15 protein-coding genes are annotated in these 24093 nt (G+C 36.0%); 7 read left to right on the top strand and 8 right to left on the bottom strand.

The genetic code is table 11. From position 1 onward, the window contains the following. Positions 1 to 8: 8 nt before the first annotated feature. Positions 9 to 2120, bottom strand: a complete 2112-nt coding sequence (locus tag ABH960_RS02195) for a (Fe-S)-binding protein (RefSeq protein ID WP_404442375.1) — start codon at positions 2118 to 2120, stop codon at positions 9 to 11. 378 nt (positions 2121 to 2498) lie between these two features. Here ABH960_RS02195 and cls point away from each other — a divergent pair, with 378 nt between their 5' ends. The 3 genes from cls to ABH960_RS02210 all read left to right on the top strand — a co-directional run bounded on the left by cls (position 2499) and on the right by ABH960_RS02210 (position 7484). Continuing rightward, positions 2499 to 3692, top strand: a complete 1194-nt coding sequence (cls, locus tag ABH960_RS02200; RefSeq protein WP_215587108.1) for a cardiolipin synthase — start codon at positions 2499 to 2501, stop codon at positions 3690 to 3692. Between the two features lie 33 nt (positions 3693 to 3725). Further along, positions 3726 to 4679: a UV DNA damage repair endonuclease UvsE gene (gene uvsE, locus ABH960_RS02205; RefSeq protein ID WP_404442378.1), complete on the top strand. Its 954-nt coding sequence runs from the start codon at positions 3726 to 3728 to the stop codon at positions 4677 to 4679. Between the two features lie 126 nt (positions 4680 to 4805). Continuing rightward, positions 4806 to 7484 (top strand): DUF4084 domain-containing protein, encoded by a 2679-nt coding sequence (locus ABH960_RS02210; protein WP_256484475.1) that lies wholly within the window; start codon positions 4806 to 4808, stop codon positions 7482 to 7484. Positions 7485 to 7500: 16 nt separating this feature from the next. Here the strand turns inward: ABH960_RS02210 and ABH960_RS02215 are convergent, their stop codons facing one another. Together ABH960_RS02215 and ABH960_RS02220 are read right to left on the bottom strand one after the other, a co-directional pair. Further along, on the bottom strand, positions 7501 to 7647 hold the full coding sequence (locus ABH960_RS02215) for a quorum-sensing peptide PapR (protein WP_002068556.1): 147 nt from the start codon (positions 7645 to 7647) through the stop codon (positions 7501 to 7503). A gap of 88 nt (positions 7648 to 7735) precedes the next feature. Further along, the gene (locus ABH960_RS02220; protein WP_113936178.1) at positions 7736 to 8593 is read right to left on the bottom strand and encodes a helix-turn-helix domain-containing protein; all 858 of its coding nucleotides are present in this window, start codon (positions 8591 to 8593) and stop codon (positions 7736 to 7738) included. Between the two features lie 191 nt (positions 8594 to 8784). Here ABH960_RS02220 and ABH960_RS02225 point away from each other — a divergent pair, with 191 nt between their 5' ends. After that, positions 8785 to 8961: a hypothetical protein gene (locus ABH960_RS02225; protein ID WP_404442383.1), complete on the top strand. Its 177-nt coding sequence runs from the start codon at positions 8785 to 8787 to the stop codon at positions 8959 to 8961. 43 nt (positions 8962 to 9004) lie between these two features. Beyond that, complete coding sequence (locus ABH960_RS02230; RefSeq protein WP_404442628.1) at positions 9005 to 9328, top strand: bacillolysin; 324 nt, start codon at positions 9005 to 9007, stop codon at positions 9326 to 9328. Between the two features lie 12 nt (positions 9329 to 9340). Here the strand turns inward: ABH960_RS02230 and ABH960_RS02235 are convergent, their stop codons facing one another. Genes ABH960_RS02235 through ABH960_RS02250 form a run of 4 tightly spaced genes read right to left on the bottom strand, consistent with a single transcriptional unit; the run spans position 9341 to position 12704 of the window. Next, positions 9341 to 9943: a response regulator transcription factor gene (locus ABH960_RS02235; RefSeq protein ID WP_219300806.1), complete on the bottom strand. Its 603-nt coding sequence runs from the start codon at positions 9941 to 9943 to the stop codon at positions 9341 to 9343. Next, on the bottom strand, positions 9940 to 11070 hold the full coding sequence (locus ABH960_RS02240) for a sensor histidine kinase (RefSeq protein ID WP_404442387.1): 1131 nt from the start codon (positions 11068 to 11070) through the stop codon (positions 9940 to 9942). Before ABH960_RS02240 ends, ABH960_RS02235 begins: the two co-directional genes overlap by 4 nt. Continuing rightward, positions 11071 to 11805 (bottom strand): ABC transporter permease, encoded by a 735-nt coding sequence (locus tag ABH960_RS02245; protein ID WP_404442390.1) that lies wholly within the window; start codon positions 11803 to 11805, stop codon positions 11071 to 11073. Then, entirely contained in the window at positions 11802 to 12704 is a 903-nt protein-coding gene (locus tag ABH960_RS02250; protein WP_404442393.1) for an ABC transporter ATP-binding protein, read from the bottom strand. Before ABH960_RS02250 ends, ABH960_RS02245 begins: the two co-directional genes overlap by 4 nt. A gap of 157 nt (positions 12705 to 12861) precedes the next feature. Between ABH960_RS02250 and map the strand changes: the two genes are divergently transcribed. Together map and ABH960_RS02260 are read left to right on the top strand one after the other, a co-directional pair. Next, positions 12862 to 13656 (top strand): type I methionyl aminopeptidase, encoded by a 795-nt coding sequence (map, locus tag ABH960_RS02255; RefSeq protein WP_080001788.1) that lies wholly within the window; start codon positions 12862 to 12864, stop codon positions 13654 to 13656. Between the two features lie 440 nt (positions 13657 to 14096). After that, positions 14097 to 15494, top strand: coding sequence for a M28 family metallopeptidase (locus tag ABH960_RS02260; RefSeq protein ID WP_404442396.1), 1398 nt, complete (start codon positions 14097 to 14099; stop codon positions 15492 to 15494). A 523-nt stretch (positions 15495 to 16017) separates the two neighbouring features. Here ABH960_RS02260 and ABH960_RS02265 read toward each other — a convergent pair. Next, positions 16018 to 23307, bottom strand: coding sequence for a Cna B-type domain-containing protein (locus ABH960_RS02265; RefSeq protein ID WP_483862321.1), 7290 nt, complete (start codon positions 23305 to 23307; stop codon positions 16018 to 16020). Positions 23308 to 24093 lie beyond the last annotated feature (786 nt).

Raw genomic sequence — 24093 nt, forward strand, 5'->3', positions numbered from 1 at the left:
CCTACAAACTACATTGCTTCTTTCTTCTGTCCGATAACTGAGCGTTCTAAAATCTCTGTTACGTCCAAAGTTTGAACTGTTTCTTCAACTTCTTTCGCTTTCGTGCCGTCACTAATCATCGTTAAGCAATACGGGCATCCTGTACCGATAATTGACGGCTGTACAGCTAGCGCTTGTTCTGTACGAGCAACGTTAATACGAGAACCTGTCGTTTCTTCCATCCACATTAGGCCGCCACCCGCACCACAGCACATTCCCGTTTCACGGTTACGCGCCATTTCTACAAGGTTTACACCTGGAATTGCTTTTAGAATATCGCGCGGTGCTTCGTATACTTCGTTGTATCTTCCTAAGTAACAGGAATCATGGTACGTAACTGTCTCTTCAATAGAATGGACAGGTTTTAAACGACCTTCCTTCACCCACTGGGCTAGTAATTCTGTATGATGATAGACTTCTGCTTGTAAGCCAAAGTCCGGGTACTCATTTTTAAAAGTGTTATAAGCATGAGGGTCAATCGTAACGATTTTCTTCACTCCTGCTTTTTCAAATTCTTCAATATTTTTAGTCGCCATTTCCTGGAATACAAATTCATTTCCAAGGCGGCGCGGTGTATCACCAGAGTTCTTTTCCTTATTACCAAGAATTGCGAATGAAATGCCTGCTTCGTTCATTAGCTTCGCAAATGATATCGCAATCTTCTGACTGCGATTATCATACGAACCCATTGATCCAACCCAGAATAAGTATTCAAACTCTTCGCCAGCTTTTGATTTCTCCTTTACAGTTGGAACTGTTACTTCATCGTCACCTTGGCGCCATGTTTCACGCTCTTTACGGTTCAGTCCCCACGGATTACCTTGACGCTCAATGTTTGTCATTGCACGCTGCGCTTCCGCGTCCATTTTTCCTTCTGTTAAAACGAGATAGCGGCGTAAATCAATAATTTTGTCAACATGCTCATTCATAACTGGGCACTGGTCCTCACAGTTACGACACGTTGTACATGCCCAAATCTCTTCTTCTGTAATAACGTCTCCGATTAAACTTGGGTCGTACGCTAGCGCTGTAGCCGCTGATTCTTGTTGTCCTTTTCCAGCTGCCATCATCGCTAACTGATTTCCTTGTGTATTATTAAAAGCAACAACTGGAACCCACGGTGCTTTTGATGTTACCGCTGCTCCTTTATCAGTTAAATGATCACGAAGTTTTAAAATTAAATCCATCGGTGATAACATTTTCCCTGTTCCTGTTGCCGGACACATATTTGTACAACGACCACATTCGACGCAGGAATATAAGTCGATAAGTTGATTTTGTCTAAAGTCTTCAATTTTACCAACACCGAATGTTTCTTGCGTTTCATCTTCAAAATCGATTTTTTCAAGTTTTCCTGGATTTGAAAGACGACCAAAAAATACGTTAACTGGTCCAGCAATTAAATGCGCATGTTTTGATTGTGGAACATAAACTAAAAACGTTAACAAAATTAGTAAATGCACCCACCAAGAGAAATAGAACACTGAAATGGCTGCGGTTTCATTTAATCCCGAGAAAACGTAAGCGATTGCAGAAGCGATAGGTTCACTCCATGAAAGCTCCTCGCCGTGCCATATAATTCCCATCCCATTACCAAGTAGCACAGAAATCATTAAGCCACCAATAAAGATAAGAACAAGACCTGATTTGAAATTACGTTTCAAACGAACAAGCTTTTCAACATAGCGTCTATGAAAAGCCCAAAAGACTGCAATTAAAATAACGAGTGTGACAATTTCCTGGAAGAATGTAAATGCAGGGTATAGTGGTCCAAGTGGAAGATGCGATCCTGGTGCAAGTCCTTTCCAAACGAAGTCAATTGCTCCAAATTGGACAAGAATAAATCCGTAAAAGAACATAACGTGAATGATGCCGCTCTTTTTATCTTTCAGCAGCTTTTTCTGACCGAAAACATTGACCTTAAGAAGATCCCAACGCTCTTTAAAACGACGGTCAAATTCGATCTTTTTTCCTAATTGTATGTAGGCCATCCTTGTTCGTATAAGATATACAAACAAATACCCCGCATAAGCAATAACAGCAATGGCAGCCAGCCAATTAATGATTAGTAAGCTATTCATTTTATGCTACCCCTCTCTTTGTAAGCTCTCTTTCTTTTTTAGAATCTTCGAAAATATATAATTTTCTGAATTATATCCCCTATTCCCATTATATAATGAGTGAGCATTCAGTCAACAGTTTTTTGTTATACAACAACACATTTTTTAATAAAGCTGTTTATTTCGGTGAAACTATAAAGTGAAACTTTAATCGGCGGAGAGCTATTCCTCCCCACTAAGTATTAGCCCTAACCAATCGGGCTTTTACGGGCGGCCCGAATCCCAACCAACTTCTTTGCTTTAGGTGGGCGTCTTACTGCCCGCAAATAGCGGGATACAGTGAAATTTTGATTTGTAAAAAATCGATGGTGAAAAGACCGTGAAGGAGGGAATTCACTTATGTTTTTCTTATCTCTCTTGTTATTAGGCAGCGCTCTCTGGATTACAATCGACCTTTCATATGGGAGAATTGTTCATTTAAAGCGTGTACGTTCTCGTTCTTTCCCTTTACGTCAAAGTGATTTTCGCCTTTATACATATGGAAATGATCTATACGATGCTCTCTTTACTGATATAAAACAAGCTAAACACCATGTGCACGTTTTATTTTTTATTGTAAAAAACGATGATATAAGTCGTACGTTTTTAAAGTTACTTATCGATAAAGCACAAGAAGGAATTGAAGTAAGACTTTTACTCGACCGGTTTGGAAGTCATTATTTATCAAAAGAAGCGATTTACTCCCTACAAAAACATGGTGTCTCTTTTTCATTTTGTCATAAAGTGAAATTTCCTTTTCCTTTCTTTTCTGCAAATCAAAGAAACCATAGAAAAATTACAGTTATTGACGGGAAAATTGGTTATATTGGTGGATTTAACATTGGCGAGGAATATTTAGGGCATAATCAAAGGTTAGGGTTATGGCGAGATTATCATTTACGTCTTACAGGAGAAGGGATACAAGATTTACAAAAACAATTTTTACATGATTGGCTCGACGATACAGACCAAAATTTATTAGATTCATCTCTTTATTTTCCTACGCAACAGCCAGGGACCGTTCTACATCGTTTCATCCCTACTGATGGTGCCTATTTACAAAATACATTTTTACATTTAATCGAAAGCGCGAAAAAAGAACTCTTTATCGGTACACCATATTTTATTCCTGGAAAAAAAATTATGAATGCATTATTAAAAGCGCGAAAACGTGGGGTTCAAATAACTATTCTCGTTCCACAAAAGGCTGATCACGCCCTCGTTCGAGAAGCAAAATTCCCATATTGCCGAAAGTTAATACAAGCTGGTTGTAATATTTACGCTTTTCAGCAAGGATTTTTCCACGCAAAAATTATTATAGTAGACGATCATACTTGTGATATCGGAACTGCTAATTTCGATATGAGAAGTATATATATTAACCATGAAATCAATTGCCTTTTATACGATAAACATTTCATACAAGAAGTAAAACGTAAATTCGAGGAAGATTTGGGACGCTCCTCATTACTTTCCTTTGAAGATGTCAGCCCCCTCTCCATTATCGATAGAGGAAAGGAATGGATAGGAACGATACTCGCGTTCTTTTTATAGAGAAATTTCAAGAGCCAAGGAGGTGCATCACATATGATAATTCGATTTGGATATGTCTCACATGCTACGGCATTATGGGACTGTTCGCCTGCCAAAACAATGACATTTACAAGCTGGAAAAAGCTAAAAAAACAAGAGCGTGAAGATAAATTATATAATGTTACACTGCAAAATCTAGAACACACAATACGCATCCTTCATTACAATATTGCACACGAAATTCCATTATATCGTTTATCATCTTCTATCGTCCCGCTTGCAACACATCCTGAAGTTGAATTTGATTACATTCAAATATTTGCTCCACTATGGCGTAAAATAGGAGCATTAATTCAAGAACACAATTTACGCGTAAGTTTTCACCCAAACCAATTCACACTATTTACAAGCGACAAACCACATATTACAACTAATGCAATTACAGATATGACCTATCATTATAACGTGTTAAATGCTATGGGAATTGCAGATTCTTCCTACATTAATATCCATGTAGGTGGCGCGTATGGAAATAAGGAAAAGGCAATCGAACGTTTTCATGAAAACATACAAAAACTTCCATGCCATGTAAAAAGACAAATGACTCTTGAAAATGACGATAAAACATATACAACTTCTGAAACTTTGGCTATTTGTCAAAAAGAGCAAATCCCTTTCGTGTTCGATTATCATCACCACATAGCGAACCTTTGTAATGAACCGCTAGAAGAATTACTTCCTATGATATTTAAAACTTGGTCACATACAAATGTCCTTCCTAAAGTTCATATTTCTTCTCCTAAATCCGTAAAAGAATTTAGGGCTCACGCAAATTATATTGATTTGGAGTTTATTAAACCCTTTTTACACATTACAAAAAAAATTGACCATGATTTCGATATTATGATTGAAAGTAAACAAAAGGATTTAGCACTTCTTCAGTTAATAGATGAAATCTCTTCTATAAGGGGAGTGAAAAGAATAAAAGGCGCAACAATACAATGGTAAATTGTAACGTTGCGCTATTTTTTTCAAAAAGTATTTCTTATAGTAAAAAAGCTCCTGTTTTATATGCTATTATTTAAATTAGCATTTTCCCCCTGTGATTCAACTTTATTGAAACGGAGCCATTATATGATCAATCAAAAAAAATATGTACAATTTGTCATGATGTATATTATTATATTTTCTCTTTGGATATTCCTTATCCCTAAGGACTTGAATATAAAAGAAATTGGAATTCTCTTCTTATTTTGTTTTGCTGCACTCTTTTCTTGCTATTGCTTATATAAAGCAATTAAGAAGATGAAGCACGGTGACAAACTATTTTGGGTTCTAGTACTATGCACTTGTATATGTGGATTAGCTATGGAGATAACTTTATTTCTTCATTCACTTTCTATATATGATCAAGTCATATTCTCATATAAGGCATTGCCTTTCTTCATCATACAATATATTTTGCTCTTTTCTGGCTTTGCTATAAAGTTTATAAAACATTACTCTATTAGAGGCCTTGCTCAATTTTCATTCGATAGCATCTTTATTGTCATTATGAATATTTACTTTACCTTAACCTTTATTTTAGACATTTCAAGCTTTCGTATGTTAACAACAGATACATGGGTTTTAATTGGATATTTCATTGCACAATCATTAGTAATTTACGCCGTTATTAGCTTATATAGAAGAGAACAGTATTCTTCTAGTAGAATCTCATTAATTGTCGGCTTCACTATCATACTTGTTTACGGATATATACACCTGTTCCAGTTAAGATCAGGAATGGAAACTTCTTCTGAAGTCTCTTATTTAATACATACTGCTTCAATTTTATTAATCGGTTTATCGTCCATACTATACATTTTAGATAAACCAATGCAACATGAAACTAAGACTAAATATTATCGATTCGATTATGTACGCTTTATATTACCTTATTTTAGTATAATCATTACTTTTTCCTTTATTGTCATTCAACCTTGGGATGATAAGTTCATGTTAATCGGTCTCGTATTATCACTTATCTTATTATTCCTACGACAACTTTACATGTGGAAAGATAATCAAGTATTAATCGATACGTACGAACAGTTGACTACACAACTAGAAGGTAAAGTTGAAGAAGGCGCATCTGCACTATCAAAAAGTGAACAACGTTATAAATCTTTATTCGAAGATCATCCTGATGCTGTTTTTTCTTTAAATATGAACGGGATTTTTCAACAATCTAATAAGGCTTGTGAAAGTTTATTTACAGCCTATTATTGTGAAGTAACAAGCTATTCTCTTCAACACTTCATTGATCCACAAGATCATGAATTATTGAAGAAATCTTTACAAATTACAAAAGAAGGTAGACCACAAACTCTAGAAATTCGTACAAAAGAAAAAGAAGGCTATTATTATCACCTTCACATTACATTCATCCCTATTTTTATAAATAAAGAAGTTGTTGGGATGTTTGGTATAGCACGTGATATTACAACTTTATATGAAAAACAAAAGCAAGTAGAGCATATGGCTTTCCATGATGCACTTACAGGACTACCGAATCGACGGAAATTCGAAAAAGATTTAAAAACGATTTTAAATCTAGCTCAAAACAACACTAATGACGTTGCGGTTATGTTCCTCGACCTAGATCGATTTAAAAAAATTAACGATCGACTCGGCCATGATGTCGGGGATTTATTATTAATTGAAGTAGCAAAAAGATTACGTGGATGTTTACGTTCAAAAGATATCGTTGCCCGCCAAGGCGGAGATGAATTTACGATTCTATTACCAGATATGTACTCTGAAAAAAGTGCTTCTTTTATAGCTGAACAAATTTTAACTATCTTAAATAAGCCTTACTTTATTAAAGATGAAGAACTTTCTGTTACACCGAGTATCGGAATTGCAATGTACCCTGACTATGGAACCGATGTAACCGAATTAATGAAAAATGCAGATATGGCTATGTATCGAGCAAAAGCAAATGGAAAAAACAGATTCGTTTTCTTCTCAAAAGAAATGAGTATTGCGCAAAATGAAATACACTTCCTAGAAGGTGAGCTTTCAAAAGCACTACAACAAAATGAATTTTTCCTTGAATACCAGCCACAAGTAAACACAAAAACAAAACAAATTATCGGTTTCGAGGCGTTAATTCGTTGGAAACACCCAAAACTCGGAATTGTATCACCTGCCCAATTCATCCCTCTAGCAGAGGAGACAGGATTTATTATTGAACTTGGTAATTGGATCTTACGTACAGCCTGCTTAGAAGCAAAGAAGTGGCATAACCAAGGGTTTTCTCACTTAAAGGTTGGTGTGAATTTATCTGTTGTTCAATTTAACCGTTCAGATTTAATCCCAACTATTTCAAAAGTCTTGGAAGAAACCGAACTAAAACCGGAAGCACTAGATATTGAGATTACGGAAAGTATCGCGATTAATCAAAATCATTCTGTAATTGCTAAACTAGAAGAACTTCAAAATCTCGGTATTCAAATTTCAATTGATGATTTTGGAACTGGTTATAGTTCTTTAGCTTATTTAACGAAATATCCAATCAATACATTAAAAATTGCTCGAGAATTTATTTGTGGAATTACAAATAGCCCTTTAGAAGAAGCCATTATCGCTTCCATTATTACGCTATCAAAAGAATTAAATTTAGAGGTTATTGCGGAAGGTGTAGAAACAGAAGAACAATGGAAGTTTTTACACGAGCAAAACTGTGACCACATTCAAGGATTCCTCTTTAGCAAACCTGTTTCTAGTAAAGATGTTTGGATGTTACTCCATAAAAAAACAACCGTCTAAGTAAGACGGTTGTTTTTTAATACTCAAAAGGCATATCTGAAGCTAATTGTACCTCTTGATCATTATGAGAAATTACTTGGCTTTTCTCTAAAGCTGTATCTGCTAATGAAATACCCCATGCCATCGCTAACGTTAATAGACTACCAATAAGTAGTTTTTTCATATTCCATCACCCACATTTTTCTTTTAATATATCATGAAAATTTATCCATATCGTATGCAATTATGCATATCTATTTTTTAGGTCGTTTTTATTTCTTCATTTTTTTTATAAGCGTTTCTTTATACGCATGCATTTCTAATATATCGAAAAAGAAGCAAGCTTTTTCATAAGCATCTTCAATCTCTGCCCCATCATACTCTAGCTTTTCTAAGCATTCACCTTTTTGATAGTATAACTGTCCAATCAATGCCATACTATTAATTCGACATGATATTTCAATGGCTTTATTTATTTGATAAAGTGCTTCTTCATATTGATTATCTAAGTATAATGTTTTTGCATGATTATGTCTTACCTTCACATCAAACTCTTTATTTTCAGGCAATGCCTCTAATTGCTTTAATATACCTTCAAATAACTCCATACCCTTCTTAAAATAACCATTTTCAGCATAAATATTTGCAATTGCATTTTCTATATAAAGTTTTTGATACACGTCTATTCCAGTTAACTGTTGATTTAGTAGCTTTTTTAGCTCCAGAATACAATATTCATAATCAATCTTCTTTAGCACATACGCAGATACATGATATTGCCATTGAAGAAACTGCTGAAACTCAGGATGATATTCTTCCTTTTTCAGTTCATTCCATACTTTATTATATATTTCTTTATATTTCTTTTGCTTACAAAGCATAATGATTTGATCTTTTAACTGCTTTTTCCTCTCGATATCAGAATAAATGAGTACCTCATAAAAATGAATAATGGGAACTTGTAACTTTGCTGCAATACCTTGCAATATATCCATACTTGGGTATACCGCGCCCGACTCAATTCTGCTCACCTCCGATTGATGACATACATTGTCGGAGAGTTGTTTCTGTGTGAATCCTCTCATTCCCCTAATTTTCTTTATTTCGCTTCCTAGTTTTTCTGCGTGCATACTTGCTCACCGTCCCATTATAACAATCTAATTTTTTCAAGTTGTCATACCACTACAATAATGTGAATTCGACAATTTTTGATATGAAATAATGCATAATATATATAAAATTCCGCAAATTCTTCATATAATTCATCTCACATACAATAATAGATTAGAAGTTTTATAGATAAATTATAGAAAACTTGCTCGTGCTTTTCGTTACATTCGGTCTTCTTTATCCTTTATCAGCAGAAGCTGTTCACACCCAAGAATTAGACAAAAATGAAGTAAAAGTTGAAATTGCTCAGCCTAGTTTAACGATAAAAAAATTAACACAACCTCAAAATAATACGAAAAAATATGGCGAAAAAGTATTTAAAAGATGAGATAAACGAGGCTAAAGCTCAACAAGAGTGAGTGACAACTGAAATGAATGTAGATTCCCAACCTACAAATAAAGAAACAAAAGAAAGTCAAACCGAAGTTCGCCTTGCACAAACTTACGAAAATTATAAAGTATATGGCCAAGATCTTATTGTAAAAGTAGATAAAAATGGAGTAATTACAACTGTTAGTGGTAAAATTGTCCAAAATTTAGACCAACAACTTAATCTTACTATAACAAATTTTTTGTCGAAAAATGAAGTAAAATCTAAATTACGCGATATACTTCAAATTCTGAGCGATGCGACTGCGACGAAACTTTCTATTGAAATACTTGTTTATAAGAAAAAAGAAGTTTACCACTCGTAGGTAAACTTCTTTTCATATCCATCCCTTTTCTTCCGCAATTGTAATTGCCTCAATTCTATTTTTCGCTTCCAGTTTTGCTAATACTTCCGAAATATAATTACGCACTGTACCAGGCGAAAGATAGAGCATCTTAGCAATTTCATTTGTAGTCTTTCCTTCTTTCGCAAGTACCAGCACTTCTTTTTCACGATCTGATAGCGGATTTTGTTCCTGCCATAAGCCAAACATTAGCTCCTGCGAAATTTCTCGCTTCCCTTTCATGACATTTCGAATTGCTGAAGCTAGATCTTCACTCGGGCTATCCTTTAATAAATACCCGTGAACACCAGTTTTCATTGCCCTTTCAAAATAACCAGGACGCGCAAATGTTGTTAAAATCATTACTTTACAAGATGATTGTTCTTTCTTTAAAATTTCAGCAACATCTAAACCACTTTGGATCGGCATTTCAATATCCATAATACTTATATCTGGCTTTAACGATTCGATTAATTTTAACGCTTCTTCACCATTCGCAGCTTGCCCAACTACTTCAATATCATCTTCCAGATCAAGCAGGGCTCCTAATGCACCACGAAGCATCCGCTGATCTTCTGCAATAATAATTCGAATCATGCCCTCACCTCATCTTTTCCTGTTCTAATTACAATTGGAACTTTCACCGTTAACAGTGTCCCTGGATTGATCGTATCCAGTTCAACTATTCCATCAATAAGGGAAATCCGTTCCTTCATACCTCGAATACCGTTTCCATCATGACTTTGATTTTCCAAACCTACGCCATTATCTTCTACTTTCAAAATCAACTCACCTTGTGATTCTAATATAGAAACTGTACATGACTTTGCCTTACTATGCTTCACGACATTCGTAACAGCTTCACGTAAACACATACCTAAAATATTTTGTTCAATTGGTGATAATGAGCTAGAATTAGCCTCCTGCTTTACTTCTAATTCAATATTGGCAGCTTGCAAAATCGCTTTTATTTGCTCAATTTCTTCTTCCACTGTAATCATACGCATATCAGAAATTAACTCGCGCAGTTGTTTTAAAGCAGTACGAGATGTTTGTGTAATCTCCTTCGCCTCTATACTTGCGCGTTCTGGATTCTTCACAATCAATTTCTCCACAAGCTGACTCTTTAAAGTAATAAGAGATAACGTATGCCCTAACGTATCATGAAGATCTCTTGCGATTCGCTGACGTTCTTCACGTTTTACTAAGTCTTTAATTTGTTCGTTTGCTTCGTTTAGTTGATTTTTTAACATCTTTTTCTGATTAAAATTACGCATTCCAAATGGCGTAAGTAGCATTAAAATAAACATCGGAACGATATTCACTAAACTCGGGATTGTTAGTTGTTTAACATTTATAAATATAAAAGCTCCAAGCATTACAACTAATAAACATAACAACACACGAAACGCCTTCTTACTTGGCGCAAATCCCATCGCGCTCGCCGTGAAATATCCGAACAATATCATGAAGGGATTATAAAATAAAGCAAATGAGAAAGTGAGCATCATTTGAATACACGCCCATAAAATGAACGTCTTTTGAACGAAATAAAGTTGACGGTACGTGACGATGAAAACCATCAATATACCAATACCTATTACAAGCTTCCCTCCCGATACTTGTGTTAAATTATAAATTGGAAATAACAGATAAACGAACCACATATACGGGAAGAAACCCATATGTTTTGGAAAAAACTCAAACCTCTTCTTCTCTATCATCTATACCGCTTCCTGTCTCTTTCTTATATATATTGATACTACAACAAATATAAAGAAGTAACCTCCTAGTACCGCGATATTTTCCCATCCAATTGATTTTCCAGCTACAATATCCCATGCACCGCTTCCAAAGTGGTATGTTGGTGTCCATTCACCGATAGATCTTAATATTTTCGGGAACACTTCAATTGGCATCCATAACCCGCCAATTACAGCCAGACTCATATTTAAAATATTGGCTAAACCAGCTGCTGCATCCGCCTTCTTAATTGAACCTATTACTGTTCCAAGGGCTAAAAATGGTGTCACGCCTAGTAATAGCCATAATCCTGCACCAATCCATTGGCCTATCGTTAACTCAACATTATTAATTAATATTCCTGCCATAAAAATAACTAAGATTGAAAAAGCATTCACTACTGTTTGAGCAATAATTTTAGCTGCTAAATATGCTCCCTCTGGAAGCGGTGTAATTTTTAACAAATGTGTCCATCCTTGCCCTTTTTCCTGAGAAAGTCTCACACCGAAACTAAAAAGGGCAGTCCCTACAATACTGAAAGTCGCCATTGAAATTAAATAATGTGCTTTCCATGCATCTCCGTTTTGCGGGACTTGAACAACATTTGTAAAGATGTAATAAAACATAACTGGCATTAATAATGAGAAAAAGATGAATAATTTATTGCGGAACGTACGTAAAACCTCTATTTTACATTGCATCCATAATGCTCTCATGCGATTCCCTCCTTCTGATTTGCAACAAACTGTTCAAATGCTTCATCGAGGCTTCCACGTTCAACTGAAACGTCTGTTACAGGTAGATTCCTCTGATAAATTGATTGTAAAGTGGCATCTGTATCTTCCGTCGTTAAAGTGAAGCGCCCTTCATTTGACTGTACTTCTGTTACATGCGGTAATTCCTTTAGTAAACTCTTAGGAATTTTCTCTTTCGAATAAAACGAGATTGTTTTTCGAGAAATCGTCGCTTTCATCTCATCTGGTGTGCCATCTGCGATAATCTTTCCGTTCGCAAATAATAAAATTCGATCTGCTAGCGCATCCGCTTCTTCTAAATAATGTGTTGTTAAAATAATCGTTTTCCCTTCACTTGCTAATTTTCTAATCGTTTCCCAAAACGTTTTTCGAGATGTTATGTCCATCCCTACAGTTGGTTCATCTAAAAATAACAAGTCTGGATTCCCTGCAAGTGCCAGCGCAAAATTTAACCTTCTTTTTTGACCGCCCGATAATTTCTCACATCTTTGCTTTCTTTCTGATTCTAAGTTTGACAACTGCAGTAATATTTCTTTCTCTACAGGATTCGTATAATAACTACGGAATAACTCGATTGCCTCTTCTACCGTGATGCTATCAATGACACTTACTTCTTGCAGCATCGCACCGAGGCTATTACGAACATCTCTATGCTTCGGACTCTTTCCAAATATAGAGACATTCCCCTCTGTCGGATCTTTTAATCCGAGCATCATTGAAATTGTCGTTGTTTTCCCCGCACCATTTGGACCGAGTAATGCTACTATTTGCCCTTTATTTACATGAAATGAAACGTTATTTACTGCTTTTTTATGTTTAAATGTTTTAGAAACACCATTTACTTCAATAATCTTTTCCATCTCTCCACCCCCGCCGTTTCTTATATTTACATTGTATGCTCTGGAAAATTTGGGAAACAGTATGATGCGTCATGGCATCAATATGACAATTGTCATGTATTCTTTATGAGAGGAATCAACCCGCATACCGCACGCGAGTAGCAGTACAAAAATAAACATGATACAATCGGATAAGACATATATTCGAGGAAGGACAGTGGTTTTCATGATTATTCGTAATGAACAAGATTTAGAAGGTTTACGAAAAATCGGCCGCATCGTTGCACTTGCACGCGAAGAAATGAAAAAGCAAGCGAAGCCAGGTATGACAACGAAAGAGCTTGATTTAATTGGTAAAAAAGTATTAGATGAGCACGGTGCTATTTCAGCGCCTGAAAAAGAATATAAATTCCCAGGTGTAACTTGCATTAGTGTAAACGAAGAAGTTGCTCACGGCATTCCAAGCGATCGCGTATTAAAAGAAGGCGATTTAGTAAACGTAGACGTATCAGCAGCACTTGACGGATATTATGCAGATACAGGTATCTCATTTGTTCTTGGCGACGATGAAGAAAAAGAAAAGCTTTGCCAAGCAGCAGTAGACTCATTTTGGGAAGCAATGAAAAAAGTAAAAGCTGGCTCAAAACAAAATCAAATTGGTCGTGCTGTTTCTAACTTTGCACATAAAAGTGGATATAACGTTATTCAAAACTTAACTGGTCACGGCATTGGTCTTAGCTTACACGAAGCCCCAAATCACATCTTAAGCTACTATGATCCAATGGATAATGCACTTCTAAAAGACGGCCTTGTTATCGCTGTAGAACCATTCATTTCTATGAAAGCTGATCATATTATTGAGCGCGGTGATGATGGTTGGACATTCGTTACACCAGATAAAAGCCTTGTTGCACAATGTGAACATACAGTTGTCGTAACACGCGGCGAACCAATTATTTTAACAGAAATATAATAAAAAGGTGATGCATCAAAGTATCACCTTTTTAACGGGGTGAGGCTGTCCAAAAGTATGGAAAACTCTTGAACAGCCTCGTATTTTCATATGGATGCCTTACATATATCACTGATGATAATTATGAAATGCGGAAACATAGTTACCATCACATGATTCAAACAAAAGAAAAGAAACCCTATAACGGATCCCTTTTCCCCACATAATCTAAAGTTTGGGTACACTAGATTCATGCAATGTAGGAGCCTTCAGAATAGAAAGCGATCCTTCATTTAAAATGATAGCATACATATCTAAGCTGAAAATATGCAAATATGCATATAGCGTTTTTTATTTCTCAACATCCGATTATTGAAAATTCAAACATATAAAGATAAAATAAAGTCGTTATCCGTCTTCTTTTGTCAGTCAGAGAGAATAGAAGAATGGGAGAGGAAAAAATGAGAAAATCGCTGAAACAAAAAATAGTAAGCTCCTTGCTTGCTGTATCACTCACCGTTAGCTTAGCTCCAATCGGGCAAGCAAAAGCTGATTCCACGTCAGAAATTACACAGACCCCACCTATTACAAAACAAGTTGATGCAAACCGCGCCATCGAACATATCCGTTTCTTATCCGAAACAATCGGTCCCCGTCCAGGTGGTACAAAATCAGAAGAATGGGCTTCTCGCTATGTTAGTATGCAGCTTAAATCAATGGGATATGAAGTAGAGTATCAGCCCTTTCAAGTGCCGGATCAATACGTTGGATTTATCGAATCACCATTAGGGATAAAGCGTAATTGGCAAGCTGGTGCTGCTCCAAATGCACTAATTTCTACAGAAGCTGTTACAGCTCCGCTTATCTTTGTTCAAGGTGGTACAAAATTAGACGATATTCCAAATGAGGTAAACGGAAAAATTGTTTTATTCGAAAGAGGTGCAACAGTAGCAGATTATAATAAACAGGTTGAAAATGCTGTTAGTAAAGGGGCAAAAGGTGTTCTTTTATACAGCTTAATTGGCGGACGCGGAAACTATGGACAAACTTTCAATCCTCGCTTAGCTAAAAAACAGGCTATCCCTGTCTTCGGTCTTGCTTACGCTCAAGGAAATGCATTTAAAGAAGAAATCGCTAAAAAAGAGACAACAATTCTTTCCCTAAAAGCGAGACATGAATCTAATTTAACATCCTTAAATGTCATCGCTAAAAAGAAACCAAAAAATAGTACAGGTAATGAAAAGGCCGTCGTTGTAAGTTCACACTACGATAGTGTCGTTGGAGCACCTGGGGCAAATGATAATGCTTCTGGTACAGGATTAGTATTAGAACTGGCTCGTGCTTTTCAAAATGTAGAAACTGATAAAGAAATTCGTTTTATTGCTTTTGGTTCTGAGGAAACTGGCTTACTTGGCTCTGATTATTATGTTAATAGTCTGTCCCAAAAGGAACGTGATCGAATTTTAGGTGTCTTTAACGCAGACATGGTTGCAACAAATTATGATAAAGCAAAAAATTTATATGCAATGACTCCTGATGGCTCAACAAACCTTGTAACAGATGCTGCCTTACAAGCAGGTAAACAATTAAATAATAACCTCGTTCTTCAAGGAAAATTTGGCTCTAGTGATCACGTACCATTTGCTGAAGTGGGTATCCCTTCTGCACTATTTATTTGGATGGGCGTCGATAGTTGGAATCCATTAATCTATCATATCGAAAAGGTATATCACACGCCTCAAGATAACGTATTTGAGAACATTTCACCAGAACGTATGAAAATGGCATTAGAGGTCATTGGTACAGGTGTCTATAATAGCCTTCAACCTACCGTGAAAACAGGACAAAAAGCCGCTTAACACTATTTCAAACTACCGATTAATCGGTAGCTTTTTATTAAGGAAAAATAAATATGTAAAAAGGCATATTTATTACATGGCATTACCATATAGAATAAAAAATTCAAATATATGCATAATAACATATTTATTACACAACTTATCATGTATAATAAAAATTGCAATATACTCATAATAAAATATCCATTACATGGTACTACCATGTAGAATAAAAATTGTAATAATAGTGAGTACATCTAATAAAGAGGCTCTTCCATTATGAAAAAATTATTCTTGCAGTTTTATTATCGCTTTAGAGCCGCTTATCTCTATGAAAGCTGACCATATTATTGGGCCGCTGATTGAGTCCAACTTGAAACTGTTCTCTTTTTTCTATAAAAAAAACCCTTCAGGTTGCATTCTTCCCTTCACTTTATCGTGAAGTGTTTTTGAATACTTACCTAAAGGGAGCAATATCAATAGTAATTTTTTAATTTATCTGCTACTCAGATTACGATGTAATCAATAATCTAAAGCTTTTTTATTATTCTATTCGCTGACGAGCGAATAGAATTCCACCTAAAAGGAACAATACCATACCTCCAAGAATTGAAATCATTTCTGCTGATGTTCCTCCTGTGTTAGGAAGTAATGTTGGCTTATCATTTTCTTTATTAGGTGGAACTTTTGAATCGCTATTTTTGTCTGTATTTGTGTTTGGATCTGTGCTTGGATCTTTTGGATCTACACCTGGTTCGTCCTTGATTTTTGTATTCGTGATGTCATAACCATTTACTTCGGATTTGTATCCCGCTACTGGTTGTTCTTTCACTTCATACTTGTACGCCTTACCTTCAGCATCATATGCTGCTAAATCTTTAAATTCATATTTCCAATCACTTTCTGTACTCACTTCTTGTGTTGCGATTACTTGGCCACTTTGTAGTAAGTCTACTTTAATCATTGAAGGACGTTCTTTCGCATTATCGTCTTTCCACGTTTTCGTTCCTTCTACTTTTGTTTGACCAACCTTTGTATTCGTGATGTCATAACCATGTACTTCTGTTTGATATCCGTCTACTGCTTGTTCTTTCACTTCATACTTGTATGCTTTTCCGTCTGCATCATATGCTGCTAAATCTTTAAATTCATATTTCCAGCCTGTTGCTTTGCTTACTTCTTGCGTCGCAATCACTTTACCGCTTTGTAGTAAGTCTACTTTAATTGCTTTCGGACGATCTTTCGCATTATCGTCTTTCCACATTTTTGTTCCTTCTACTTTTGTTTGGCTTACTTTTGTATTCGTGATGTCATATCCTTTGACTTCGGATTGATATCCATCTACTGGTTGCTCTTTCACTTCATACTTATATGCTTTTCCTTCAGCATCATATGCCGCTAAATCTGTAAACACATATTTCCATTCGCTTGCTGCGCTCACTTCTTGTGTTGCGATTACTTGGCCATTTTGTAGTAAGTCTACTTTAATCATTGAAGGACGATCTTTCGCATTATCGTCTTTCCATGTCTTCGTTCCTTCTACTTTTGTTTGGCCTACTTTTGTATTTGTGATGTCATTACCTTTGACTTTTGATTGATATCCGTCTACTGCTTGTTCTTTCACTTCATACTTGTAAGCTACACCATTCTCATCATATGCTGCTAAATCTTTAAACGCATATTTCCATTCGCTTGCTGCGCTCACTTCTTGTGTTGCGATTACTTGGCCTTTTTGTAGTAAGTCTACTTTGATCATTGAAGGACGATCTTTCGCATTATCGTCTTTCCATGTCTTCGTTCCTTCTACTTCTGTTTGGCCTACTTTTGTATTTGTGATGTCATTACCGTTTACCTTAGATTTGTATCCGTCTACCGGTTGTTCTTTCACTTTATACTCGTAAGCTACACCGTTTGTATCGTATGCTTGTAGGTTTTCAAATGTGTACTTCCAATTTGTTGCTGCTGTTACTTCTTTTGTGTTTACTACTTTACCATTTTGTAGTAAGTCTACTTTAATTGCTTTCGGACGATCTGTTGCGTTGTTATCGTTCCAAGTCTTTGTTCCTTCTACTTTCGTTTCGCCTACTTTTGTATTTGTGATGTCATATCCTTTGACTGCGGATTGATATCCATCTACTGCTTGTTCTTTCACTTCATACTTATATGCCTTACCTTCAGCATCGTATGCCGCTAAATCTTTGAATTCATATTTCCAGCCTGTCACTTCTGTTACTTCTTGTGTTGCGATTACTTGGCCTTTTTGTAGTAAGTCTACTTTAATCATCGTCGGACGATCTTTCGCATTATCGTCTTTCCACGTTTTCGTTCCTTCTACTTTTGTTTGACCAACTTTAGTATTCGTGATGTCATAACCATGTACTCCTGTTTGATATCCGTCTACTGCTTGTTCTTTTACTTCATACTTGTATGCTACTCCGTTTGCATCGTATGCTTGTAGGTTTTCAAATGTGTACTTCCAATTTGTTGCTTTGCTTACTTCTTTTGTGTCTACTACTTTACCATTTTGTAGTAAATCTACTTTAATCATTGTTGGACGATCTTTCGCATTATCGTCTTTCCATGTTTTCGTTCCTTCTACTTTCGTCTTGCTTACTTTTGTATTCGTAATGTCATATCCTTTGACTGCGGATTGATATCCGTCTACTGGTTGTTCTTTTACTTCATACTTATATGCCTTACCTTCGGCATCGTATGCCACTAAATCTGTAAACGCATATTTCCATTCGCTTGCTGCGCTTACTTCTTTTGTATCGATTACCTTGCCATTTTGTAGTAGGTCGACTTTGATTGTTTCTGGACGCCCTTCACCGTTTCCGTCCTTCCATACCTTCGTTCCTTCTACTTTTGTTTGACCAATCTTTGTATTCGTGATGTCATAACCTTTCACTTCGGATTTGTATCCGTCGATTGGTTGTTCTTTCACTTCATACTTGTATGCCTTACCTTCGGCATCATATGCCGCTAAATCTTTGTATTCGTATTTCCAGCCTGTTGCTTTACTTACTTCTTGCGTCGCAATCACTGTACCATTTTGTAGTAGGTCTACTTTAATCATTGTTGGACGATCTTTCGCATTATCGTCTTTCCATGTTTTCGTCCCTTCTACTTTTGTTTTGCCAACCTTTGTATTCGTGATGTCATAACCTTTTACTTCTGTTTGATATCCGTCTACTGCTTGTTCTTTTACTTCATACTTATATGCCTTACCTTCGGCATCATATGCCGCTAAATCTGTAAACGCATATTTCCATTCGCTTGCTGCGCTTACTTCTTTTGTATCGATTACCTTGCCATTTTGTAGTAAGTCTACTTTAATCATATTCGGACGATCTTTCGCATTATCGTCTTTCCATGTTTTCGTTCCTTCTACTTTTGTTTGACCTACTTTTGTATTTGTAATGTCATAACCTTTTACTTTGGATTGATATCCATCTACCGCTTGTTCTTTTACTTCATACTTATATGCCTTGCCTTCGGCATCGTATGCCGCTAAATCTTTGAATTCATACTTCCAACCGCTTGCTTCTGTTACTTCTTGTGTTGCGATTACTTGGCCATTTTGTAGTAAGTCTACTTTAATCATCGTCGGACGATCTTTCGCATTATCGTCTTTCCACGTTTTCGTTCCTTCTACTTTTGTTTGACCAACTTTAGTATTCGTGATGTCATAACCTTTTACTTCTGTTTGATATCCGTCTACTGCTTGTTCTTTCACTTCATACTTATATGCCTTTCCTTCGGCATCGTATGCCGCTAAATCTTTGAATTCATACTTCCAACCTTTTTCCGCTGTTACTTCTTGCGTTGCGATTACTTGGCCATTTTGTAGTAAGTCTACTTTAATCATATTCGGACGATTTTTCGCATTATCGTCTTTCCATGTTTTCGTTCCTTCTACTTTTGTTTGCGCCACTTTTGTATTTGTAATGTCATAACCTTTTACTTCGGATTGATATCCGTCTACTGGTTGCTCTTTTACTTCATACTTATATGCCTTACCTTCGGCATCATATGCCGCTAAATCTGTAAACGCATATTTCCATTCGCTTGCTGCGCTCACTTCTTTTGTATCGATTAACTTGCCATTTTGTAGTAGGTCTACTTTGATTGTTTCCGGACGCTCTTCACCGTTTCCGTCCTTCCATACCTTCGTTCCTTCTACTTTTGTTTGACCAACCTTTGTATTCGTGATGTCATAACCTTTTACTTCTGTTTGATATCCGTCTACTGCTTGTTCTTTCACTTCATACTTGTATGCCTTACCTTCGGCATCATATGCCGCTAAATCTTTGAATTCATATTTCCAACCTTTTTCCGCTGTTACTTCTTGCGTTGCGATTACTTGGCCATTTTGTAGTAAGTCTACTTTAATCATCGTCGGACGATTTTTCGCATTATCATCCTTCCACGTTTTCGTTCCTTCTACTTTTGTTTTGCCTACTTTTGTATTCGTGATGTCATTACCGTTTACTTCCGATTGATATCCGTCTACTGCTTGTTCTTTCACTTTATACTCGTAAGCTACTCCGTTTGCATCGTATGCTTGTAGGTTTTCAAATGTGTACTTCCAATTTGTTACTTCTGTTACTTCTTTTGTGTCTACTACTTTACCATTTTGTAGTAAGTCTACTTTAATCATCGTCGGACGATCTGTTGCATTGTTATCGTTCCAAGTCTTTGTTCCTTCTACTTTCGTTTCGCCTACTTTTGTATTTGTGATGTCATTACCTTTGACTTCCGATTTATATCCATCTACTGTTTGTTCTTTCACTTTATACTCGTAAGCTACTCCGTTTGCATCGTATGCTTGTAGGTTTTCAAATGTGTACTTCCAATTTGTTGCTTCTGTTACTTCTTTTGTGTCTACTACTTTACCGTTTTGTAGTAAATCTACTTTAATCATCGTCGGACGATCTGTTGCGTTGTTATCGTTCCAAGTCTTTGTTCCTTCTACTTTCGTTTCGCCTACTTTTGTATTCGTGATGTCATAACTGCTTACGCTAGATTTATATCCCGCAATCGGTTGTTCTTTCACTTCATACTGATAAGCTACTCCATTCGCATCGTATGCTTCTAAATCTGCAAATATATATTTCCAACCCATTACTGCTAGTACATCTTGTGTTTTGATTACGTTACCGTTTTGTAGTAAGTCTACTTTGATCATTGCCGGACGGTCTATTGCATTTCCGTCTTTCCACGTCTTTGTTCCTTCTACTGTCAATTTTGCTACTTTTGTGTTTGTAATGTTGTAGCCATTTACTTCCGATTTGTATCCCGCTACTGGATGCTCTTTTACTGTGTACGTATAAGGAACACCATTTGCATCATATCGTGCTAAGTCTGCAAATGTATAATTCCAACTGGTTGCTTCTGTTACATCTTGTGTTTGAATTACATTGCCATTTTTCAATAAGTCTACTTTGATTGTTGTTGGTCGATCTGATGCATTGTTGTCATTCCAAGTTTTCGTTCCTGCTACTGTTGTTTTTGCATCTTTTGTATTCGTAATGTCATATCCTTTTACTTCGGATTGATATCCATCTACTGCTTGTTCTTTCACTTCATACTTGTACGCTTTTCCTTCGGCATCATATGCCGCTAAATCTTTGAATTCATACTTCCAACCGCTTGCTTCTGTTACTTCTTGCGTTGCGATTACTTTATCGTTTTGTAGTAAGTCTACTTTGATTGTTTTCGGACGATCCGGTGAATTGTTATCCTTCCACGTTTTCGTTCCTTCTACTTTTGTTTGACCTACTTTTGTATTTGTAATGTCATAACCTTTTACTTCGTATTGATATCCGTCTACTGCTTGTTCTTTCACTTCATACTTGTATGCCTTACCTTCGGCATCGTATGCCGCTAAATCTTTGAATTCATATTTCCAACCTGTTGCTTCTGTTACTTCTTGTGTTGCGATTACTTGGCCATTTTGTAGTAAGTCTACTTTAATCATGGTCGGACGATCTTTCGCATTATCATCCTTCCACGTTTTCGTTCCTTCTACTTTCGTCTTGCCTACTTTTGTATTCGTGATGTCATAACCTTTTACTTCTGTTTGATATCCATCTACTGCTTGTTCTTTCACTTCATACTTATATGCCTTACCTTCGGCATCATATGCCGCTAAATCTTTGAACTCATACTTCCAACCGCTTGCTTCTGTTACTTCTTGCGTTGCGATTACTTGGCCATTTTGTAGTAAGTCTACTTTAATCATATTCGGACGATTTTCCGCATTTCCGTCCTTCCATGTTTTCGTTCCTTCTACTTTGGTTGTTTGTACCACTTTTGTATTTGTAATGTCATAACCATTTACTTCTGTTGTGTATCCATCTATCGGTTGTTCTTTTACTTCATACTTGTACGCCACTCCATTTGCATCATAGACTGCTAGGTTGTCAAATTTGTATTTCCAACCATCTGCCGCTGTTACTTCTTTTGTGTCTACTATTTTCTCATTTTGTAGTAATTCTACTTTGATTGAACTTGGACGATCTTTCTCGTTATCGCCTTTCCACATCTTCGTTCCTGAAACAGATGTAGTTTTCACTTTATTTGGAATATCCAGTTCGACTCCATTTTCATCATCTGATTTTATTTCAAACTCTACTTTTTTCTGAGGATCGAAATCAATATAGTCTGGAGCTGAAACCTCTTGTACATAATATTTACCTGGTGATAATTGAGGAGTTTCAACTATCCCTTTTTCATTTGTTTTATATTCGCCCCCAACTTGTTCACCAGACTCTTTATACAACTTAAACGAGACATTCGGAATTACTTTTTCTTTATTTCCTTCAATATGTTTAACAATTTTCAGCTTTCCTTTTGGAACCTTGTTACCAGTAGCACCACCACCAGCTGTCATATTTTCGACTGGATGAGTACCCGATTCAGTAACTGGTTCTTTGTTTAGGACTTGGTAATCAATCGTATAATCATTCTTAAAAAACTCTTGCTTCTTCCCAGCTTCCGTTATAGTAGATGTATAACCAATCGTAAAGGCAGCAAGACGTGCTTTATCCTTATTAAGCATAACTTTAAATGATCTGTCTCCAGTAAAGGTAATCGTTCCGTAACCTTGCTTTTCAAACTCTTGTAGCGTTAAAGATCGACGACCTAGATAATCATCTACACTTATATAGAAACTATCCTTATTAAGTGTTTGACCTTCCTGTAAATTATCAGTCACAACAATATCACGACTTAACTCTTCTTTATTTAAATTTATATTCAAGAACCAACGTACTTCATTGTCCTTACCTGAGTTCATATCACCAGTTTTATAAAAAAACGGTGGCTTTCCAGGATCTGTGCCACCACCACTACTTGGACCGGTAATTGTTACAGACTGCTTATCTACAGTTGTACCAAAATTGGTTTCAATCTCTTTCTTTTGATCCGTTCCTACATTAGTAGCTTCCACGAAAAAGTTTAAATACCCTTGAATATTTTCATATGTATCCACTTTATCATTAAATGTACATACCACAGTACCTGCTGTAACTTTACAAGTACCATAGTCATTTAATAGAAACTCGCTATTTAATCCTTTTAACTCTGGAGGCAGTGTTAATGTTAGTGTGTCTCCAGGCTTCAGCCTAAGTCCATCTTTTTCACTGAAGTTTACAGTTACTTTAGTCCTTTCTGTGGTACTTAGATTTGTTTTACCAATCTGAAAACTATCCACAAGTCCTGCTGTGTTTAGCTCTTGCGCATTAGCTACTATAGGTAAAAGACTCTGACCTATAGTAAACATGAAAATCATTATAATCGAAAAAATCGAAGTAACTTTTTTTAAATACATATTTTATGTTGTCCTCCTATAAAATTAAAAATAGATAGATCCTGGTACAAACATACTATGACAAAGATTCTATTATTCAATGTCATTAAGCTATTTCACTTAAATATTTTTGATAGCTATTATCATCTTTTTCTCTTTTTTCAACCCTTCTATTACTTAGAAACTTGAAGTTTGACTTTTATATAGATTCATCTCATTTCTCCGACATGTCTAAACTATGTTATTTCTGGTCTATATTGTTTAACAAAAACAGATTAAGAAATTCAAATTGCAAATACACATGGACGGACCATAGAATAACTTCAAAGTCAGAAGAAGACAATTCAAAAAGCACTCACGATAAAACGCATGAAAGTCTTTCGTCTTATTATGCCGTAAAGTTTCCAAAACTTCTTCACATCTACCGCAAACGATTGCGCAACAACACCAAAAATTGTAGTGTGGGCAAATATAGACCAGCTATTTCACAGCGAATATGCATTTGGCCAACTTCCATACTTATCCTCCAAAAGAATAACAAGAAGTACCATCTATAATCGAAATTAGCATATCAACCGAGGAAAGTTCGAACTGTGAAACATACTTGGATACTCGTATTCTAAAAGATGTTATTGAAGATGCGTTTTCTGCCATTATGAGTTGAGGTGAAATTGGCCATATGTTAAAACGTTTTGTGTTTAGTTACACAGCCGACCTACACACCGAAACAAGTAGAACAAGAAGCGTTCCACCGCCAGCATTATATAATTAAAAACGCTCTGGATGAAGTATTGTTTGTTTGCCTAT

This window comes from Bacillus sp. RC252 (assembly GCF_044909215.1).
Classification (GTDB): Bacteria; Bacillota; Bacilli; order Bacillales; family Bacillaceae_G; genus Bacillus_A; species Bacillus_A mycoides.

What these genes read in the sequence shown, in the direction of transcription:
- ABH960_RS02195 (WP_404442375.1), bottom strand. Translation starts at nt 2,120, where the DNA reads ATGAATAGCTTACTAATCATTAATTGGCTGGCTGCCATTGCTGTTATT.
- cls (WP_215587108.1), top strand. Translation starts at nt 2,499, where the DNA reads ATGTTTTTCTTATCTCTCTTGTTATTAGGCAGCGCTCTCTGGATTACA.
- uvsE (WP_404442378.1), top strand. Translation starts at nt 3,726, where the DNA reads ATGATAATTCGATTTGGATATGTCTCACATGCTACGGCATTATGGGAC.
- ABH960_RS02210 (WP_256484475.1), top strand. Translation starts at nt 4,806, where the DNA reads ATGATCAATCAAAAAAAATATGTACAATTTGTCATGATGTATATTATT.
- ABH960_RS02215 (WP_002068556.1), bottom strand. Translation starts at nt 7,647, where the DNA reads ATGAAAAAACTACTTATTGGTAGTCTATTAACGTTAGCGATGGCATGG.
- ABH960_RS02220 (WP_113936178.1), bottom strand. Translation starts at nt 8,593, where the DNA reads ATGCACGCAGAAAAACTAGGAAGCGAAATAAAGAAAATTAGGGGAATG.
- ABH960_RS02230 (WP_404442628.1), top strand. Translation starts at nt 9,005, where the DNA reads ATGAATGTAGATTCCCAACCTACAAATAAAGAAACAAAAGAAAGTCAA.
- ABH960_RS02235 (WP_219300806.1), bottom strand. Translation starts at nt 9,943, where the DNA reads ATGATTCGAATTATTATTGCAGAAGATCAGCGGATGCTTCGTGGTGCA.
- ABH960_RS02240 (WP_404442387.1), bottom strand. Translation starts at nt 11,070, where the DNA reads ATGATAGAGAAGAAGAGGTTTGAGTTTTTTCCAAAACATATGGGTTTC.
- ABH960_RS02245 (WP_404442390.1), bottom strand. Translation starts at nt 11,805, where the DNA reads ATGAGAGCATTATGGATGCAATGTAAAATAGAGGTTTTACGTACGTTC.
- ABH960_RS02250 (WP_404442393.1), bottom strand. Translation starts at nt 12,704, where the DNA reads ATGGAAAAGATTATTGAAGTAAATGGTGTTTCTAAAACATTTAAACAT.
- map (WP_080001788.1), top strand. Translation starts at nt 12,862, where the DNA reads ATGATACAATCGGATAAGACATATATTCGAGGAAGGACAGTGGTTTTC.
- ABH960_RS02260 (WP_404442396.1), top strand. Translation starts at nt 14,097, where the DNA reads ATGAGAAAATCGCTGAAACAAAAAATAGTAAGCTCCTTGCTTGCTGTA.
- ABH960_RS02265 (WP_483862321.1), bottom strand. Translation starts at nt 23,307, where the DNA reads ATGTATTTAAAAAAAGTTACTTCGATTTTTTCGATTATAATGATTTTC.